This is a genomic window from Dokdonella sp. (assembly GCF_017744955.1).
Classification (GTDB): Bacteria; Pseudomonadota; Gammaproteobacteria; order Xanthomonadales; family Rhodanobacteraceae; genus Dokdonella_A.
Genome location: NZ_JAGIAG010000001.1, coordinates 890893 through 910629, shown reverse-complemented (window position 1 = coordinate 910629; position 19737 = coordinate 890893). Strand labels below are relative to the sequence as shown.

Below are 19737 nucleotides of genomic sequence, written 5' to 3'. Positions count from 1 at the left end.
TGCCTGGACACCGCCCCTAACGCGCCGCTCACACCCGCCGCGCGACGGCGTGGCAGTATCCGCCGCCTGTCGCTTCCTCGTGGTTCGATGTTCCTGCGCTTCCTTCTCGCCGTCCTCGTCGCGGCCACCTGCACTCCCGCCTTCGCCCAGAACGCGATCGGCTTCGGCTCGCTCGACGCCTACGGCACCTTGCAGGCCGGCGGCCTGGTCGCCGGCGTTTCCGGCGACGCCAACCGCAACGCGAGCGCGCGCCTGGAATGGCGCCGCCAAGGCGAGGCTGCGTTCCGCGCCGGGCATCCGCTGGTGCGCGTCGACGCGACGCACTTCGTTGGCAGCCTGTTCTGGCTCGACGCCGGCGCGAGCTACGACGTCCGCGTCACGCTGAGCGATCCCGACGGCACCGGCGCCACGCCGAGCCGCACGGCGACGTTCGCGACGCGCGCCGAAGCCGGCAGCTTCGTTCCCGCGCGCACGCTGTACGTCGCACCCGGCGGCGCGGACGGCAACGACGGCAGCAGCCCGACCCGCGCGCTGCGCACGATCCAGCGCGCCGCCGACCTCGCGCGCGCCGGCGACCTCGTCTCGATCGCCGCCGGCGTCTACCGCGAAAGCGTGCGCGTGCCGGCTTCCGGCACCGCCGCGCAGCCGATCGTGTTCCGCGGCGCGACCGGCGCCGTGCTCGACGGCGCCGACGCCGCGATCGCCGCCGGCGCGAGCTGGACCAACGCCGGCAGCGGCGTGTGGTCGCGCGCGACCGGCTTCGCCACCGCGCACGTGGTCACCGACCAGGGACGTCTATACCGCTATTCGAGCCTCGCCGAGCTGCGCGCGCTCGCCGCGGGCGCACCGGGCGGCTTCGTCTTCGACGGCACCACCTTGTCGCTGAAGTTCAACGACGGCTCGGCGCCGGCGCAGCGGCAGATCCAGGTCGCTCGCCTGAACGAGGGTTTCTACCTGTCCGGACTCGCCCACGTGCGCGTCGAGAACCTCGAGATCCGCCACTACGGCGCCGACCAGTACGGCAAGGGCGTCTACCTGCGCTACAGCAGCGACTGCACCGTCAGCGGCAGCCGCATCCACGACGTCGGCATGGCCGGCGTGTGGATCAAGGGCGGCGACCGCAACCTGGTCGAACGCAACGACATCAGCGACACCTCGATCGCGCACTGGCCGTGGAGCCTGACCAAGGGCAGCGGCGCCGAGAACGACGCGGTCCTGTTCACCGACGACGTCGGCCGCGGCAACGTGATCCGCCGCAACGCGATCCACGGCACCTTCAACGGCATCGGCTCGTGCGGCGGCTCGCCGCCGCCGAGCGGCTTCAGCAACGAGACCGACATCTACGAGAACCGCTTCTACGACCACGCCGACGACGCCACCGAGACCGAAGGCCATTGCGCCAACGTGCGCCTGTGGAACAACCGCATCCGCGACTCGCTGATGGCCTTCGCGATCGCGCCGGCCGGCGTCGGACCGGTGTGGATCGTGCGCAACGTCGCCTACGACATCGGCAATACGCGCTCGGGCCTGGTCGACGGCCAATCGGCCAGCGGCATCAAGATCAACAGCGGCTACTCCACGCCGGTCGGGCCGACCTTCGTCTACCACAACAGCTTCCTGACCACGGCGCCGTCGACCGATGCGATCTGGCTGATGCCGCCCGGCTACAGCAGCGGGCTGGTCAGCCGCAACAACCTCTACTCGGGCACGGATCGCGCCTTCGTCAAGGACAATCCGATCGCGCTCGATCTCGACTACGACGCGCTCGACGCCGCCGGCCAGACCCTGGTCTGGTGGCAGGGTGCCCGCTACGCGAACCTCGCCGCGCTGCAGGCCGGCACCGGCCAGGAGACGCACGGCATCCAGGCGGCGCCGGCGCTGATCGCCCCGGCGCAGGACGACTTCACGCCGACGGAAACCAGCGCGTTGATCGACCGCGGCCTGGTCCTGCCCGGCATCAACGACGGCTACGGCGGCGCCGCGCCGGACATCGGCGCAGTCGAGCGCAACGATCCGATCTTCCACGACGGTTTCGACTGAGCGCCGCTCGAACGCCGCGCGTCGTGCGGCTACCATCGGGCGATGCCGACTTCCGCACATCGCGCGCCCAATGGCGCACGCACGGCCACGCTGTTCGCGTCGGCGCTCCTGTCGCTCGCGGCGTGCAGCCATGCTCCGCGGCGCCCGACGGAACCGCGCGACGGCGCCGTGCTGTCACAGCAGCTTCCGGCCGACGCCGGCGACCGCTACGAGCATTCCGACGAAGTCCGCTACGAATCGCCCGTCGCCGCGACGGACAACCTTCTGCCCGAGTATCCGTCGGCCTTGCTTGCCGAGCGCTTGCCGCCGCATTCGATTCGCGTGCGCCTGATCGTCGATCCCGCCGGTCGCGTCCGTGAGGTGCAGGCGCTCGACGCCGCCGCGGCGACCGCCGGCGACCCCTTCTTCGGCAGCGTCCGGATGGCCTGCGCGCAATGGCGCTTCTCGCCGCTGATCGAACGCACGCGCGTGCCGGTGCAGACCGCCGACGCGGACGGCACGGTCTGGACCGAGTACCAGGAACGCGAGCGCGCGCTGCCTTTCCATCTCGACTATGCGTTCCGCTTCGAACAGGTCGACGGCAAGGCGCTGGACGTCACGTCGTCGGCGGCCCGGCCGCCGTCGCGCTGACGCACCGCCCGCAATGGTAACCGGCGTGCGCTCATGGGCATTCTCCATTTGACAGCGCCGACCGCGGCGTAGTGAGCTTGCGTTTCCTCGATCCGGGATCCATCGGCATGTGCGGCTTCTTCTGCATCTTCGATCCGGCCGGCGGCGCCGAAGCGTTGCGCGCGCTGGCGTTGCGCCAGGCGCGTGTGCTGCGCCACCGCGGCCCCGACTGGAGCGGCGTCTACGCCGATGAACGCGCCGTGCTCGCGCACGAGCGCCTGGCCATCGTCGACGTCAACAACGGCGCGCAGCCGCTGCTGTCCAGCGACGGCGACCAGGTGCTCGCGGTCAACGGCGAGATCTACAACCACCGCGAGCTGCGCGCCCAGCTCGCCAGCGGCTATCCGTTCCGCACCGATTCGGACTGCGAAGTGATCCTGCCGCTGTATCGCGCGCAGGGCGCCGGATTCCTCAACGAGCTGAAGGGCATGTTCGCGTTCGCGCTGTGGGACAAGGCGGCTGGCGACTGGCTGATCGCGCGCGATCCGATCGGCATCGTCCCGCTGTACGTCGGCCGCGATGCGGATGGACGTCTATACGTCTCCTCCGAACTGAAGGGCCTGCAGGGCGTGTGCGTCAGCGTCGAGGAATTCCCGCCCGGGAGCTACCAGACGCGCGCGATGGCCGCGCCGGCGACCTACTACCGGCCCGATTGGCGCGAGTTCGACGCGGTCGAGCACGGCCCCGCCGACGCCAGCGCGCTGCGCGCCGCGCTCGAGCGCGCCGTGCACAGCCACCTGATGACCGACGTGCCTTACGGCGTGCTGCTGTCCGGCGGCCTGGACTCCTCGCTGATCGCCGCGATCACCGCGCGCTTCGCCGCGCGCCGCATCGAAGACGACGACCGCTCCGAGGCCTGGTGGCCGCGCCTGCACACCTTCTCGATCGGCCTCGCCGGTTCGCCCGACCTCGCCGCGGCGAGAACCGTCGCCGAGCACCTGGGCACCGCGCACCACGAGTTCCACTTCACCGTGCAGGAAGGACTCGACGCGCTGTCCGACGTGGTCCACCACATCGAGACCTACGACGTCACCACCATCCGCGCCTCGACGCCGATGTACCTCTTGGCGCGGCGCATCCGCGCGATGGGCATCAAGATGGTGCTGTCGGGCGAAGGCGCCGACGAGATCTTCGGCGGCTATCTCTACTTCCACATGGCGCCGAACGACCGCGAGTTCCACGAGGAGCTGGTGCGCAAGCTCGACGCGCTGCATTCCTACGACTGCCTGCGCGCGAACAAGTCGACCCTGGCCTGGGGCGTGGAAGCGCGCGTGCCGTTCCTCGACCGCGACTTCCTCGACGCGGCGATGCGCACGGCGCCGTCGGCCAAGCGCCCGGTCGACGGCCGCATCGAGAAGCACATCCTGCGCGAGGCCGGCCGCGGCCTGCTGCCGGACGCGATCTTGTGGCGGCAGAAGGAACAGTTCTCCGACGGCGTGGGCTACAACTGGATCGATTCGCTGAAGGCCCACGCCGAAGCGCAGGTCAGCGACGCGCAGATGGCGATCGCGGCGCAGCGCTTCCCGATCAATCCACCGGCGAGCAAGGAGGCGTATTTCTACCGCACCCTGTTCGAAAAGCACTTCCCCGGCGAGAACGCGGCGCGCCTGGTGCCCGGCGGCCCGAGCATCGCCTGCTCGACGCCGACCGCCTATCGCTGGTCGCAGGAGTTCGCCGGCAACGCCGATCCGTCGGGACGCGCGATCCGGCGCGTGCACGTAGCGGAGCAAGAGGATGCGGCCTCCGCCAAAGTGGCTTCCTGAGGCGATTATCCGGCGGCTGTTCGTGGCGCGCTGCGGGTGCGGGCGTGCGAGGTGGATGGAGCAAGTGGAACGCTGCACTCCGAGCTCCCCTCACCCGCGCCCGCGGCGCGACCTCTCCCGCGAGCGGGAGAGGTGAAAGCCGGTCTTTCCGCGCGACGGGACGGGGCGTGTAGCCGTGCCTTCGTATTCAGAGGAACGCTCCACGCTCCCTCTCCCGCTTGCGGGAGAGGGCCGGGGTGAGGGCGCTCTTTGCGCAACGCGCAGAAAGAATGAACAGCCAACGCCTCCGCTCGAATCGATGATGCCTCAGCGCCCGCGCCCCAGCGCGCGCCGCAGCGGATCGAGCAGGTCGCCGTAGCGCGCCGTGCGCGCGGTGTCGCGCCGCAGCGGCTGGCGCACCTGCGCCGCGCTGGCGGTGCGCACGCTGCGCGTGGCCTCGTGCGGGCGCAGGCAGGCGGAATCGAACGGCAGGTCGCAGAACTCGAGCAGTGCACGCGTCTGCGCTTCCGGATCGGCCAGCAGTTCCTCGTACACCTGTGCGCGGATGCGCGTCGGCCACTGCGCGCCCCACTGCCGCATCGCCGCATCGTAGCGGCGCCAGTACGCGGCGAGATCCTCGAGGCGGTAGCTGTATTCGTGCTCGCGCCAGAAGATCTGGCGGAAGCACGACCAGCACGTCTCCACCGGATCGCGCCGGCAGTCGACGATGCGCGCGCCGGGCAACATGCGCCGGATCGCGGCGGTCAGCATCCAGTTGCTCGGCGCCTTGTCGGTGAAGCGGGGGCGCTCGGTGCGCCAGCGCGCGGTGCGCTCGAGATAGCGTTCGCCGAGGCGACGCCAGTCGGAGGCATCGGCATCGGCGACCCAATCCGGGAAGTCGCGCGCGCGGCGGCGCGATTCCTCGCGGATGACGACGCCCAGGTCGACCAGTTCGCTGGCGCCCTCGACCTGCGGATGCGCGGCGAGGATCTGCTCGGTCAGGGTCGAGGCCGAGCGCGGCAAGCCCACGATGAAAACGACTTCGCGGCCGAATTCCATATCCGGCGGCTCCACCGCCGCGCGTTCGAAGCTCGTCGTCACGCGCTCCAGCCAACGCTCGAATCCCGCCGCATCCCAGCGGAAGCCGCGCCGCGCGAACGCATTCGCCTCGACGTAGGCGTGGAACGCGTCGGCGTGGCGCGCGCTATCGTCGAGTGCCTTGGCCAGCGCGAAGCGCGCCGTCAGCTGTTCGTGGTCGGGCAGGTCGCACCGCTGCACCAGCGCGCCGAGTTCGCGCGCGTCGTCCGTGCCGAGCTTCACCGATTTCAGGTTGGCCAGTCCCCACCAGGCCTGGCCGGAATGCGGGTAGCGCCGCAGCAGCTCGCGATACTGCTCGGCCGATTCCTCCACGCGGCCGAGCATCATCAGCGCCTCGGCGAGCAGGAAGCGCGCCGATTGCAGCGCGGGCGCGAGTTCGAGTGCGCGCCGCAGCGGCACTTCCGACTCCTCGGTGCGACCCGCCAGCGTCAACGCGTTGCCGAGATTCGCCCAGGCCGACGCGAGTCCGGGGTCGAGCGCGCAAGCGCGGCGCAAGGCATCCAGCGCCGCGTCGGTCCGGCCGATCTCGCCGAGCGCGCTGCCGAGCGCGTCGTGGATCAGCGCGTCGTCCGGACGACGCTGAACCGCCTGCTGCAGCAACGCGACCGCCTCGGCCGGCCGCTGCAGCCGCTGCAGCACGAGCGCGTGCAGCCGCATCGGCTCGGCGTGCTCCGGCGCCTCGCGGCGGGCCTGCGCGAAACAGCGTTCGGCCGCGCCGTAGTCGCCGGCGTCGAAGCTGCGCTCGCCCTGGCGCAGGAACAGCAGCGCCGAAGCGCCGAGGCCGTCGAGGCGCCGGTCGCCGGATGTCGAGGGGTCGAGCGCAGCGGTCATCGCGCGAATCGCTTCCGTATCGGGAAAGCATTTCAGCTTACTAGGGACCGCCGCGGGCGACGAGCATGCGTCCGCCGCCGCGCAACGGGCCGACGTCCACGAGGCGATGCGCCTTGCCGAGGGCGCGGCCGCGGATGGCCAAGGGAATCCCCTCCGAATGCCATTTCCGCGCCGAGTGGAGGTCCTTCCCTGGGTCATCGCGATCACGGCCGATCGCACCGGATCGAGAAGTGCGGCCATGGATGGCCGCCGGTGGGCCTTCCGACTGCGATTCCTGCACCGACCGGGCGCCTCTCCAGTCGTCGCGATCACGGACGATCGCACCTAGAATGCGTCCCACGTCTCGACAGGGAATCCCAGTGACCAGTCCTTTGCACGTGATCGTCCTCGCCGCCGGCGAGGGCAAGCGGATGAAATCGGCCAAACCGAAGGTGCTGATGCCGCTGGCCGGCAGGCCGATGCTGGCGCATGTGCTGGACGCCGCGCGCGCGCTGCAGCCCGCGCGCATCCACCTGGTCTACGGCCATCTCGGCGAGCAGGTGAAGGCCGCGCTGACCGATCTCGGCGACCTGGACTGGGTGCATCAGCCCGAGCAGCGCGGCACCGGCCATGCGGTCAAGCTGGCGATGCCGCGCGTACCGGAAGAAGCGCGCGTGCTGATCCTCTACGGCGACGTACCGCTGATCCGCGTCGACACCTTGCGCAAGCTGCTCGCGCTGGAGTCGCCGCTGGCCGCGCTGGTCACCCAGCTCGAGAATCCCTACGGCTACGGCCGCGTCGTGCGCGACGGCATCGGCCGCGTGCGCGCGATCGTCGAGGAGAAGGACGCCAGCGCCGAGCAGCGCGCGATCACCTGGGTCAACAGCGGCATCCTCGCCGCCGACGCGCGCCGCCTGCGCGTGTGGATCGACAATCTGTCCGACGACAACGCGCAGCGCGAGTACTACCTCACCGACGTGTTCGCGCAGGCCAACGACGAAGGCGAGCCGGCCGAGGCGAGCCTGTGCATCAACGCACAGGAGGTGTTCGGCGCCAACGACCCGTGGCAGCTCGCCGCGCTCGAACGCACCTACCAGCGCCTGCGCGCGACGCACCTGGCCGCCGCCGGCGTGCGCTTCGCCGACCCGGTGCGCTTCGACGTGCGCGGCGACGTGCGCGTCGGCCGCGACGTCGAGATCGACGTCGACGTGATCCTCGAAGGCCTGGTCGAACTCGGCGACGAAGTGCGCATCGGGCCGTTCTGCCGCGTGCGCAACTCGACCCTGGCCGCCGGCACGGTGGTGCATTCGCACTGCAACCTCGACGGCGTCGTCACCCACGGTCCCTGCGACATCGGCCCGTTCGCGCGGTTGCGCCCGGGCACCGAACTCGGCGCCGGCGCGCACGTCGGCAACTTCGTCGAGACCAAGAAGGCGCGCCTCGGCGAGAACTCGAAGGCGAACCACCTCAGCTATCTCGGCGACGCCGAGATCGGCGCCCACGTCAACGTCGGCGCCGGCACCATCACCTGCAACTACGACGGCGTGAACAAGCACCCGACGACGATCGAAGACGGCGCCTTCATCGGCTCCAACTCGGCCCTGGTCGCGCCGGTGAAGATCGGCAGGGACGCGACCATCGGCGCCGGCTCGGTGATCGGCCACGACGCGCCGGCCGGCGAGCTGACCGTCGCGCGCGCGCGGCAGACGACGGTGCCGGGCTGGCAGCGGCCGAAGAAGAAATCCGGCTAGCGCATCTTTGGTTCATGTTCTTGCACTGGACCTCTCCCGCTTGCGGGAGAGGTCGCGCCGCAGGCGCGGGGGAGGGGAAGCCGGAGCGCTGCGCTTCGTTTCCCCTCATCCGCCTTCGGCACCTTTTCCGCAAGCGGGAGAAGGGAAAACAGGATCCTAATTCGCTTCGAAACCGTCCCTAAAGATGCTGTCGCCGGAAGCGACGGTAAACGTCACCGGCACCACGATCTGGCGCTTGTACGGCGTGTTGTTGTCGACGCAGAGGTTCGCGCGATAGACGCCTTGCGCCAGACCGATCGCGTTGAACCGGATCGCGACGGCAGCGGAATTTTCCGCGGCCACGCTGCCTTCAGTGCGATCGAGCGACAGCCACGGCACCGCGTCGGCGTCGACGCAGGGACCGCGCGGCTTCGCGATCGAAAGGCCGCGCACGCCATTGTGGCCGTCTCCGATGACGCCGAGCAGATTCGCCGAGCCCGTCTTCGTGTCGAGCACGAACATCTGCGCTCCGACGGTCGAGTCCTGTGTCCAGGTGGCGTAGTAGAGCGCGCCGGTGGTGCCGTCGAAATCCATCGACTGGATGTCCCACAGGTATACGTTGAGTCCGGTCGAGCCGATCGTCCGCACGTGGCCCGAGGTCTTGTCGATCGCCACCAGCGAGTCGGTCAGCATGTCGAGGCCGTACAGGTTGCCGTGGTTGTCGATCGCGATGTCGGCGATGACGGTGCCGTCGCTGCTGATGTCGTCGATTCGCGCGACGTGCGTGGCGACGCCGGTGAGCGCAGAAATCGCGTACAGATCGCTGCGATAGGGCGGAGCCGGCGGCGTCAGCCCGAAGGGAAACCAATCCGACGCGACGGCGTAGAGCGTCCGCGTCGCGGTGTCCCACTTCATGCCGCGCCACTGCTGATAGCGCGCGTCGAACCCGGCCCAAGGCACGATCTGCGCCCCCGCCAGCACGAACGCGTTGTCGCTGCTGTTCGGATCGGTCGCAGCGGCGATGCCGTCCAGGCGCAGGTACGGACCGACGCAGCCCGCGTCGCTGCCGCAGGCGCCGAGGGTCAGCTCGTAGAGCCGATCGAAACGGTCGTCGGCGAACGCGAAGGTATAAATGGGCGCGGTAATGAAACCGTGGCTTCCAAGCGCAGTGGGCGAGACGACCGAAGGCGCGGCCGCATCGAGCACGACCGGGCTGGAGGTGTCGCTGTTGACGCCGTCGGTCGCGTGTCCGTACGCAGGCACCTGCAAGTCGGCGATGTTCGTCCGCGTTTCCGGGGCGATGGCGGAAAGAGAAGACGCGGATGCCGGCCGCCCCTCGAGCGCAGGGCGTCGTGTCGGCACCGCCGATCCGACCCGACCGGCACCGCCCGACAGCGCAGCAGGACTCGTCAATGCGCCTGAATGGCTCTGCGCGATCCGGAAGCCACGTCCGTCGCCGCCGGCGGCGAGCCGCCAGTCGAGCGCCGCATTGCCGCGGTTGGCGATGTTCAACTCGATCGTCGCATTGCCTCCCAAGGGGCTGGTAGCGGCAACGGCTGGCGGGTCGACAGCGACGTCGGGCGCCACCACCGTGATGCGCGCGCTGGCCTTCGCGACGGCGGAGAACGGCTGCGTCGTCGGCGTCCAGCGAATCGCCTTGCCGTTCGTCAGCAGCGGACCGCTCGGATAGATTTGCGAGAAGCCCTGCGTCAGATGAAGCCCCGCGAGGGTGCCGTTGCCATCGGCGGCGGCCGGATCGTCGGTACCCATCGAGACGTACTGGAACGTGATCGCGCTGCTGGCCTCGTCGATGAGCGTCTGGAACGTGACGCCGGCGCCGCTCGTTCCGGCGACCTCTTTGTTTCGCCACTCGATCGCCACGCGCCGGCGCGGCGCCTTGCCCTGGATTTCGTAGTAAACGTTTCCTCCCGCGTAGCTTCCGTAGCGGCCGAAGTCGCCCGTCATGTATCCGAAGTTCGAGATGCGCAGCGCCGGCATGATCAGCATCGGCGTGATCAGGTCGGGCGGTTCGCTGCAGGTCCGCAGGGCCGGCTGCACGACACCGTCGTTGCCGATGCAGAGGCGGTCGACGGGCATGCCGTAGAAATTGAAGGAGAACGGCAGCTCGACGCTTCGCGTCGTGCCCTGCCGCATCAGTCCCAGGTCGACGGCATTGTGCGAGGCCGACAGGTTCATCGCCTCGAAAGGAGCGCCGTCGTCGACGGCGTACCGCGGCAAGTCCGTGAACGAACCGATGCCGAGGGCCGTGTAGGTCACGGCGAGATCGGTCGTCTCGAGTACCGAGTCGCTGTCGCCGACGAACAGCATGCTTTCGCCCGGCTGGATTGGATAGCTGAAGCCGCCACCGCCGACCGCGAGACTCATCGGATTGACGACGCCGTTCAGGGCGTCCCGATAGACGACCCAGCGGCTGACCGCGCGGTCGCTGTGATTGGTGAAGCGCCCGCAGTATTCCACCCGCTCGCCCTTGGCGACCGTCAGTTGCGTGTTCTGCTGCGTGAAGCAGGGGTCCGGCATCGTGCCTTCGTCGGCCACCTTGGAGACCCAGACCTCCAGGTCGCCGACGGCCATGAACGAACTGAAGCTCGCGCTCACCGTGCAGTCCGCCGTCAGCGGTGCCGTGGTGTAGAGGCCGCCCGACAGCGTGCCTCCGCAGCCGCTGACGTTCGCGTTGTAGCCCGAGTCGGACATCACCGAAAACGTCGCCGTGCTGCCGTAGTCGACGGTCCGCGCCGTCGGCGAGATCGAACCGTGGCCGCCGGAGACCGCCACCGTCGCGGTCACGGTGACGACGGAGAAGCGGATGTCGACCGTGCAGTTCGCGCTGACGGCGTCGGTGGTGTAGACCGCGCCGTCGAGGCTTCCGCCGCAGGTTCCGCCGACGCTGTCGATGGCAGATCCCGTGTCCGGGGTCAGCGTGAAGCTCGCACGGCCGCCGGGCGCGATGCCTTGCGGTGTCTGCGGGGAAACGGAGCCGCGGCCGGAAACGAGGGTCGGCGTGACGACGAAGTTGTCCGCCGACGTGAAGCTCGCCACCACCGTGCAATCGGCGTTCAGCGGCAGCGTCGTGTAGGTGTTTCCGCTCAGACTGCCGCCGCAGGTTCCGCTCACGCCGAGAACCTGTTGACCGGCGGACGGCGTGAGCGTGAAGCTGGCCGGCAGCTCCGTGTCGACGAACTGCGGCGCGGACGGCGAAATGGAGCCGCCTGCGCCGGCGAACGGCGTCACCGTCGCGACCATCTGCCGTGTCGACTCGATGATCGATCCGCTGAAACCCTTATCCATCGCACCGCCCGTCGATGCGCTACCGCGGGCGCGCAGCCAAAGGCTGCCGCTGGAAGGCAGAATCACTCCGCCGAGCGTCCAGGTGCCTTGGTTCCACGCCGCTTCGCCGAGGCCTTGCCACGCGACGCCGTCGACGGACGACTCGAAGCTCGCGCGCGCAAGCTCCATGCCGGATCCGCCGCGCTGCCATTGCACTTCGCTGCGCGATGCGCCGAACTGCAGCCGCGCTGTCGCGGGCTCGGACACCAGCAGCCGCGCGAGGCCAGGGCGCGGCGTCGCTCCCACGTACTGGAAGGTGCCGGCGATCAGGATTCTTCCGTCCGCCTGTGCGGCCAGCGACGTCACGTAGTACGTGTCGATGCTGTTGCCTTGCGGATCGAAGCCATTGTCGGTCGATCCGTCGCCGTTCAAACGCACGATGTAGTTGTGCGGTTGGCCGTTCACGGTGGAGAACAGGCCCGAGACGACGATCTTGCCGTTCGGCTGCACGAAGAAGCCGCCGATCTTCTCGCCGAAGGTGGGATTGAACATCGTGTCCAGCGAATCGTCCGCATTCAAGCGCACGAGCGCGTTCTCCGAGAAAGCGTTGGAGCCACTGGCCAGTAATCGGCCGTCCGGCAGCGCGAGCGTCGCCCCGCCGACTTGCGCAAGACCGCTGATCGCGGTGAGGTTCTTGTCGACGGAGCCATCGGCGTTCAGACGCAGCAGAGTGGACAGCTCGCTCGTCCCCGAAGCCATGAACCAGCCGCCGATCACGATCTTGCCGTCCGCGCGCAGGGAGAGACCGAAGACGCCGTCGCTGGACGTGCCGGCGGGCAGGCTCGTGGTGACGAAACCGGGGTCGAACGAGCCGTCGGCGTTGAGCCGCGCGAGGTGATGCACCTCGACGGTGCCCACTTTGAAGAATTTCCCGCCGATCAAAATCTTTCCGTCGGGCTGCAGCGCGGCTCTCCTTACGCCTTGCCCCTGAATGGTGGGCGTCGTGAAGCCGCCGTCCACGGAGCCGTCCGGATTGACGCGAGCGATGCCTTGCACCGCCCGCCCGCCGACCGTGGAGAGCCCCGCCCCGAAGACGAGAATCTTGCCGTCGGGCTGAACCAGCAGGCCTTGCGGCTCGCGGTCGAGGTCGACCGGCGCGAACGTCGCGTCGAAAGAGCCGTCCGTGCCGAGGCGCCGCAGGCTGGCCGTGCCGAGCGAGCTCGAGATGACCGGAATGACGACCTTGCCGTCGGCCTGCACGGCGAGCGTGGACGCGTAAGCGACGTCGTTCGTCGACGGAACGAACGAGGGATCGACCAGGCTCTGCGCCAGCGCGGCGGCGCTTCCGAGCCACACCCCCAACAGCGTCGCCAGGCCGCACCAGATCCGGCGGCCGCGCTGGAGGCTCGGCTGTCGAAGCCGGCGCGGGCTGCGCGCGCGCTCGGAACAACCGGATGAATTTTCTGACGAACCTTTCACGTTGCGGCTCCCTGGGGCTGGCGTCTCGATGTCGGTAGGCGAGGGCGAGCGGCCGTCGGGATCGCATGCCGCGGCATGCGCTCGACGGATACCCGGCCCTCTTTTCGCGGCGCGATCATGGGACGAGTCGAGCCGGAGGCCGTCGTTGCGCCGTCGTCTGGTCGTCGCCGCGCGATTGCCGTCATCAACGATGCCGCAGCGCACAACATCGAATCGGCGTATGAGCGCCGCTCCGAAAGGGCAATCCGGCCCCATCCGTGCTGCGACACGGCATCGACGTCGAAACCGCGCGCCCCCTCGTCCGCAGATCGAGCGGACCTACGGAACCTCGCCCTCCGCCGCCGCGGGCAGCTCTCGCTCCCCCGCCAGCGCGCTCGCGCGGCGCAGGGATTCCTGCCAGGCCGCCTTCGCGCCGCTCGCGCGAAAGACGATGGCCTGCAGCAGCGCGCTGTCGAAGTCGCGATCGGCCCATGCGGAAATGCGCCCCGCCGTTTCGCGCGCCTCGTCGAGGCGACCGCGCGCCAGCAGCCAGCGCGCATAGGCATCCACCGCGAGCACCAGGCTAGCCGGAACGTCGCGCGCCTCCGCGCTTGCGACGGCCTTGCGGAAACCGGCTTCGGCCTCGTCGAAACGGCCCGCGCGATCGTCGCGTTCGGCCTGCGCGACGAGCAGGGGGACCACGGCCGCCGCATTCGACTCGATCCCCGGCACCCCCAGGCGCGAGTCGTCGGACGCGGCCTGACCTAGCGAGAACGCGGCGCGCTGCCGCAACAGAACGGTATAGAGGTCCTCGTCGTCGCGCATTTTCGAGGGCGGGATGAGGTTCCACGCCGCGTCGATCGCGGCGATCGTCCGCGTCGCATCCCCACGCGCCCAGAACAGGTCTGCCTTGGCCTCGTGAAACGTCAATGCGAGCGGCTTGTCGCCGCCTTCGGGATGCGCGGCTTCGACGCCGCGCAGCAGGGATTCTGCTTCCCGGTATTGCCCGGTCGCAACCAGGACGCGCGCCCGCACGCCCGCCATCAGATAGAGCGTACTGGCATCGTCGACCTGTCCGTGCATCGCCCACAGAGCTGCGCTCGCGTCCAGCGCCTGCGGCCAGCGCAACAGCTGGGAAAACGCGCTGCAGAGCAGGGCGAGATCTCCGCGGACGTTGTAGACACTCGCGAACGACTGATGAATCGCGCGCGCGGACTCGAGATAGCCGACGGCCTGCGCCGGGCGGCCGCGGTACAGCTCCAACAGGCCGAAATGATTGTTCAGATTCGCGCGTCCGAGCCGATCGCCCGCGGCATCCAGCAGCGGACCGGCCGCGCTGAGGTCCTTGATGGCATCGTCGAAACGCGACAGGCACGCTCTCGCGGTGGCGCGCGTCGAAAGCGCCTTGCCGTGGCGCGCCGTACTGCGGTCTTGCGGTCCGTTCAGCGCCCTATCGAAAAACCGTTCGCCCGCGGCGCAGTCGACGCGCGACATCTCGACGTCGCCGAGCGCCATCAACACGTCCACGCGCGTGTCCGCATCCGCCGCGAGCGCCGGATCGCCGAGCAAGGCGCGCAGAGCGCTCTCCGCCACGTCGAGCTTGCCGGCGCGCTGTTCGATCCGTGCCGCGGCGAAGCGGACGCGCGGATCGTGGCTCAGCGATTCGGGCGCGCCGGCGAGAATCGAACGCGCCGCATCGAGCTGATTGACCAGCAGCGCCGCACGTGCGCGCTGCAACAGCCAGTCGAGGTCGTCGCGGCTGTTCTCCTCGCGCGGCGGCGGCTCCATCCCGAGCGTGACCAGCAGCAAATCGGCGGCGTCGCGCGCGGCCTCCACGATGTCGGGCCGCTGCGCCTGCGCCGTGCGGCGCTGGCCGTCGGCGGAAACCGCGCTCAGATCGACTTGCCAGCCGGCCGCCGATTTGACCGCCGCCCCCTGCACGAGCGTGGCGGCGCCCAGCGTGGCGCGCAGTTTGGCGAGGCGCTCGGGCGTATCCGCCTCGCCGACCGCGAGCGTGGCCGAAACGACGTTGTCGCTCGGACTCACCGGCATGCCCGTGCTGCGCAGGCGCTGCGCGATCAGATCCATCGCGCCGAGCCGGACCCAGCCGGCGTCGAGCGGCCCCGTCACTTCGAGCGGCAGGACGGCGAGCGCGGGCGACGCGACGCCGGGACTTTGCGGCGGCCGCGCGGGTCCGGCCCGGCGCTCGTGCCAGTAGACGAATGCGGCGACGAGGAGCGCCAGCACGCCAGCCACCATCACCGCCTTCCCGGCGTACGCGGGTGCGCGCCTGCGAAGCGGCCGCGCATCCGGCTCGGATGCCGGGCTCGGCGACGGCGAGCTCGCAGCGGGCACGTCCGACCGAAAATCCGGCGCCCAATCCTGCGCCGCGGGTTCGAGGGCCGGCGGCGCGTACGCGGCCGAACTCGCCGTCGACGCCGCATCGACCGGCGCTTCGGCGCTCTCGATCGCCATGACCCAGCGGTAGCCGCTGCCCGAGACGGTGCGGATGACGTGCTGGCTCCTGGCCTCGTCCCCGACCGCCTGACGCGCGCGCTGGATGAGCTGCCTGACCTGCTGGTCGGCGACGTCGACCCTGCCCCAGACCGCCGACACCAGCTCGTCGCGCCCAACCATGCGCTGCCGGTTTTCCAACAGGTAGACGAGGCAGTCGAACACGAGCGGCGGGGTGTGGCAAAGCTGCCCGTCTTTCCACAGCTCGCGCGCGGCGGGAATCAAACGAAACTGCGCGAACCGATGTTCGATCGGGCGCTCACCCGCGTTGAAAGCGACAGCCATTACCGGAGATGCTCTTGCACGACGACTTCGATGGGAAGGGTGGATTCAGGCGTGATTTCCCGCTGGGTCGCTCGTGCGGAATCGCCCACCAGTACCCGACCTCCCCGAAACGCTCGGAACTCTGCAAATCCCGAACCTGCGTGCGCACTCTACCGGAGTCGACGCACCCTCCACATGTCCGAAAAGCGCACCGCGGCCGGCGTCGACGCGAGCGGAGAGGACTCGAGTCGGCGTGCTAGGATTTTCCCGCATGGACCCGATCGCCGAGTTCGTCGCCTCGTTCAACAGCTACTTCAGCGCCATCGCGCAGGTCAGCGGCGGGCTGGTAGGACTCGTCTTCGTCGCGCTGACCTTCAACATCCGCACGCTTGGACTGCGTGGCGATCCCACCCTGCAGGCCCTGGCGCGGCAGACTCTGAGCGATTTCCTGGTCGTCCTGATCCTGTCGCTGGTCATGCTGGTGCCGCACGTGCCGGCCGACAATCTCGGCATCGTCATCGCGGCGATCAGCGCGGCGGGCCTCCTGCGCGCGGGACAGAGTCTTTTGATCATGCGGCGCGCGAGCGCGAGCGGCGCCCCGCGCGGCATGCTGGCGCGCCGATTCGGTCTCTCGATCCTCGGCAACCGGCTGGTGCTGGCGCCGAGCCTGCTGCTGCTCGCGCGGCCGAGCCTGACGATGTCCCCGTCCGCCCTGCTGTCGATGGCGGGTTCGCTGTTGGCCAGCGCGCCGATCCTGTTGCTGCTGTCCGGCTGCCGTACTGCCTGGCTGCTGGTGCCGCACAGTACGGACTGATGCCGCGTCGCCGACGGCGAATCCTCCTTGAATCGCTGGAGCGGGCCGGTTGCCGACAGCCTGCTAGACTTGCGCCCCCCTCGATTCGGAAGCCCGCGATGGACGCCGCCGCCCTGCCCCGTCCCGACGCCACGCGCGTCGCCGTCATCGGCCTCGGCTACGTCGGTCTGCCGCTCGCGGTCGGCTTCGGGCGCAAGCTGCCCACGCTCGGCTTCGACATCAACGGCGCGCGCATCGCGGAACTGCGCGAAGGCCGCGATCACACCCTGGAAGTCACGCCGGACGAGCTGAAGGCTTCGTCGCAGCTGCGTTTCAGCGCCGACGCGGCCGACCTCGCCGCCTGCAACGTCTTCATCGTGACGGTGCCGACGCCGATCGACGACGCCAAGCGCCCGGACCTGCGCCCGCTCGAATCGGCCAGCCGCACGGTCGGCAAGGCGATCCGCCGCGGCGGCGTAGTGGTGTTCGAATCGACCGTCTATCCGGGCGCGACCGAAGAGGTCTGCGTGCCGATCATCGAGCGCGAATCGGGCCTGAAGTACAACGTCGACTTCTACGCCGGCTACAGCCCCGAGCGCATCAATCCCGGCGACAAGCAGCATCGCCTGGAGACGATCCTGAAGGTGACTTCGGGCTCGACGCCGGAAACCGCCGACTTCGTCGACGCGCTGTACCGGCAGGTGGTCACCGCCGGCACGCACAAGGCCTCCAGCATCCGCGTCGCCGAGGCGGCCAAGGTCATCGAGAACACCCAGCGCGACCTCAACATCGCGCTGATCAACGAACTGGCGCTGATCTTCCACCGCCTCGGCATCGACACCAGCGAAGTGCTCGCCGCGGCCGGCACCAAGTGGAACTTCCTGCCGTTCAAGCCGGGCCTGGTCGGCGGCCACTGCATCGGCGTGGACCCGTACTACCTCACGCACAAGGCGCAGCAGATCGGCTACCACCCCGAGGTGATCCTGTCCGGCCGCCGCATCAACGACGGCATGGGCGAACACGTCGCGCACCGGGTGGTCAAGCTGATGACGCAGCGGCGCATCCACGCCGCCGGCGCGCGCATCCTGGTGCTCGGCCTCGCCTTCAAGGAGAACTGCCCGGACCTGCGCAATACGCGCGTGGTCGACGTGGTCGCCGAACTCGCCAGCTATCACGCCAACGTCGAGATCTACGATCCGTGGGTCAGCGCCGAGGAGGCGCGTCATGAATACGGGCTGGATCTCGTATCGGAATTGAAGGCGGGCCAGTACGACGCGGTGATCCTGGCGGTCGCGCACCACCAGTTCGTCGAGCTCGGTGCGGACGGCATCCGCGCGCTCGGCAAGCCGGGCAGCGTGCTGTTCGACGTCAAGCAGGCGCTGCCGCGGGAACAGGTCGACGATCGGTTGTGAGATTCACCCGGCTCCGGCGCACGCCGGAGTCGATTTCGCTTCCTGCACCGTGCGATTCGGAGCACGATGGATCCCGGCTCGCGCCGGCACGACGCAGGAACGCGGCGTCGGAACATTCAGGCAACCTCAACGAGAACACCATCATGCGCATCCTCGTCACCGGCGCCGCCGGCTTCATCGGATCGGCCCTGAGCGAACGCCTGCTCGCGCGCGGCGACGAGGTGCTCGGCTACGACAACGTCAACGACTACTACGATCCGACGCTGAAGGAAGCGCGCCTGGCGCGGCTGACGCCGCACGCGAAGTTCGGCTTCGTGCGCGCCTCGCTGGAGGACCGTCCGGCGCTGGAGAAGGCGTTCGCCAATTTCCGTCCGCAGCGCGTCGTCAACCTCGCCGCGCAGGCCGGCGTGCGCTACTCGCTGACCAATCCGTACGCCTACATCGAGGCGAACCTGGTCGGCTTCATCAACGTGCTCGAAGCGTGCCGCCACGGCGGCGTCGAACACCTCGTCTACGCCTCGTCCAGCTCGGTCTACGGCGCCAACCGCAAGCTGCCGTTCTCGGTGCGCGACTCGGTCGACCATCCGGTCAGCCTGTACGCCGCGACGAAGAAGGCGAACGAGCTGATGGCGCACACCTACAGCCATCTCTACGCGCTGCCGACGACCGGTTTGCGATTCTTCACCGTCTACGGCCCGTGGGGCCGGCCGGACATGGCGCTGTTCCTGTTCACGCGCAAGATCCTCGCCGGCGAGCCGATCGAGGTGTTCAACCACGGCAAGCACACGCGCGACTTCACCTACGTCGACGACATCGTCGAAGGCGTGATCCGCACGCTGGACCGCGTTCCCGGCGGCGACCCCGCCTTCGACCCGCTCGATCCGAGCGCGGCTTCCTCGGCGGCGCCGTACCGCGTCTACAACATCGGCAACCATCAGCCGGTCGAGCTGGCGCACTACATCGAGGTGCTCGAGAGCAAGCTCGGGCGCAAGGCCGAGAAGATCCTGCTGCCGCTGCAGCCGGGCGACGTGCCGGACACCTACGCCGATGTCGAGGAACTGTCGCGCGACACCGGCTATTCGCCGGCCACGCCGGTCGAAGTCGGCGTCGGGCGCTTCGTGGACTGGTATCGGGAGTTCTACCGCACCTAGGCGAATTGTTAAGAAAGTCGTCTGCCGCCTCCCGCTGCGGCAGACGGCGCTCCGCGGGAACCGGCTCCGCTTGCGGCGCCGCAGAGAGCGGGTAAAATGTGAAACAATTCACACTTTTTAGGGAAGGGGGAGTCATGCGCCGCTGCACCCAAGTCCTTGCCCTGCTGGTCGTTCTGCTGCTATCCGCCTGCGCCACCGGGGGCGGCACCAGTTCGGCCCCGCCGCCGGTCAATCCCGAAGCACAGGCCGTCAACGTCTATCACATCGGCGTCGACGACATTCTCGAAGTGTCGGTCTGGCACAACCCGGACCTGAACGCGAAGGTGCCGGTGCGTCCCGACGGCATGATCTCGGTGCCGCTGGTCGGCGACATTCCCGCCGGCGGCAAGACGCCCGAGGAAGTCGCCTCGGCGATCACCGAGAAGCTCAAGACCTACGTGCGCGATCCGCAGGTGGCGGTGATCCTGACCGAGCTGCGCAGCCACGAATACCTCTCGCGCGTGCGCGTGACCGGCGCCGTGCGCCAGCCGATCTCGGTGCCGTATCGCCAGGGCATGACGATGCTCGACGCCGTGCTCGCCGCCGGCGGCACCACCGACTTCGCCGCCGCCGACCGCACCGAGCTGTACCGCAAGGAAGGCGACGGCGCGACCAAGTCCTACGCCGTGCGGCTCGACCGCATCCTGCAGAAGGGCGATCTGGCGACCAACTACCCGGCCCAACCCGGCGACGTCATCACGGTGCCCGAGCGCGTGTTCTGACACGCGCCCC

General features: G+C 69.3%; 11 protein-coding genes. 8 read left to right on the top strand and 3 right to left on the bottom strand.

The annotated features are described in order from the left end of the window. Positions 1 to 87 precede the first annotated feature (87 nt). The 3 genes from J7520_RS03685 (at position 88) to asnB (ending at position 4472) form a co-directional block, all read left to right on the top strand. A complete protein-coding gene (locus tag J7520_RS03685; RefSeq protein ID WP_291184128.1) occupies positions 88 to 2040 on the top strand; it encodes a right-handed parallel beta-helix repeat-containing protein in 1953 nt (650 codons plus the stop codon). A 42-nt stretch (positions 2041 to 2082) separates the two neighbouring features. Further along, the gene (locus tag J7520_RS03680; protein WP_291184125.1) at positions 2083 to 2670 is read left to right on the top strand and encodes a hypothetical protein; all 588 of its coding nucleotides are present in this window, start codon (positions 2083 to 2085) and stop codon (positions 2668 to 2670) included. Between the two features lie 107 nt (positions 2671 to 2777). Beyond that, the gene (asnB, locus tag J7520_RS03675; RefSeq protein WP_291184891.1) at positions 2778 to 4472 is read left to right on the top strand and encodes an asparagine synthase B; all 1695 of its coding nucleotides are present in this window, start codon (positions 2778 to 2780) and stop codon (positions 4470 to 4472) included. 306 nt (positions 4473 to 4778) lie between these two features. Here asnB and J7520_RS03670 read toward each other — a convergent pair whose 3' ends face one another. Next, a complete protein-coding gene (locus J7520_RS03670) occupies positions 4779 to 6380 on the bottom strand; it encodes a tetratricopeptide repeat-containing sulfotransferase family protein (protein WP_291184122.1) in 1602 nt (533 codons plus the stop codon). 359 nt (positions 6381 to 6739) lie between these two features. On the opposite strand from J7520_RS03670, the gene glmU reads away from it, so the two are divergent. After that, entirely contained in the window at positions 6740 to 8110 is a 1371-nt protein-coding gene (gene glmU / locus J7520_RS03665) for a bifunctional UDP-N-acetylglucosamine diphosphorylase/glucosamine-1-phosphate N-acetyltransferase GlmU (RefSeq protein ID WP_291184119.1), read from the top strand. Between the two features lie 156 nt (positions 8111 to 8266). Here the strand turns inward: glmU and J7520_RS03660 are convergent, their stop codons facing one another. Together J7520_RS03660 and J7520_RS03655 are read right to left on the bottom strand one after the other, a co-directional pair. Beyond that, positions 8267 to 12730 carry a delta-60 repeat domain-containing protein gene (locus tag J7520_RS03660; protein WP_291184116.1) on the bottom strand — a complete coding sequence of 1488 codons (4464 nt, stop codon included), beginning with the start codon at positions 12728 to 12730 and terminating at the stop codon, positions 8267 to 8269. Positions 12731 to 13171: 441 nt separating this feature from the next. Further along, positions 13172 to 15631 (bottom strand): winged helix-turn-helix domain-containing protein, encoded by a 2460-nt coding sequence (locus J7520_RS03655; RefSeq protein ID WP_291184115.1) that lies wholly within the window; start codon positions 15629 to 15631, stop codon positions 13172 to 13174. 250 nt (positions 15632 to 15881) lie between these two features. Between J7520_RS03655 and J7520_RS03650 the strand changes: the two genes are divergently transcribed. From J7520_RS03650 to J7520_RS03635, 4 genes are all read left to right on the top strand, one after another. Continuing rightward, positions 15882 to 16424, top strand: coding sequence for a hypothetical protein (locus J7520_RS03650; RefSeq protein ID WP_291184112.1), 543 nt, complete (start codon positions 15882 to 15884; stop codon positions 16422 to 16424). A 98-nt stretch (positions 16425 to 16522) separates the two neighbouring features. Continuing rightward, positions 16523 to 17815 carry a Vi polysaccharide biosynthesis UDP-N-acetylglucosamine C-6 dehydrogenase TviB gene (gene tviB / locus J7520_RS03645; protein WP_291184110.1) on the top strand — a complete coding sequence of 431 codons (1293 nt, stop codon included), beginning with the start codon at positions 16523 to 16525 and terminating at the stop codon, positions 17813 to 17815. Between the two features lie 143 nt (positions 17816 to 17958). Beyond that, positions 17959 to 18966 carry an NAD-dependent epimerase gene (locus J7520_RS03640; RefSeq protein WP_291184107.1) on the top strand — a complete coding sequence of 336 codons (1008 nt, stop codon included), beginning with the start codon at positions 17959 to 17961 and terminating at the stop codon, positions 18964 to 18966. A 134-nt stretch (positions 18967 to 19100) separates the two neighbouring features. Then, entirely contained in the window at positions 19101 to 19727 is a 627-nt protein-coding gene (locus J7520_RS03635; protein WP_291184105.1) for an XrtA/PEP-CTERM system exopolysaccharide export protein, read from the top strand. Positions 19728 to 19737 lie beyond the last annotated feature (10 nt).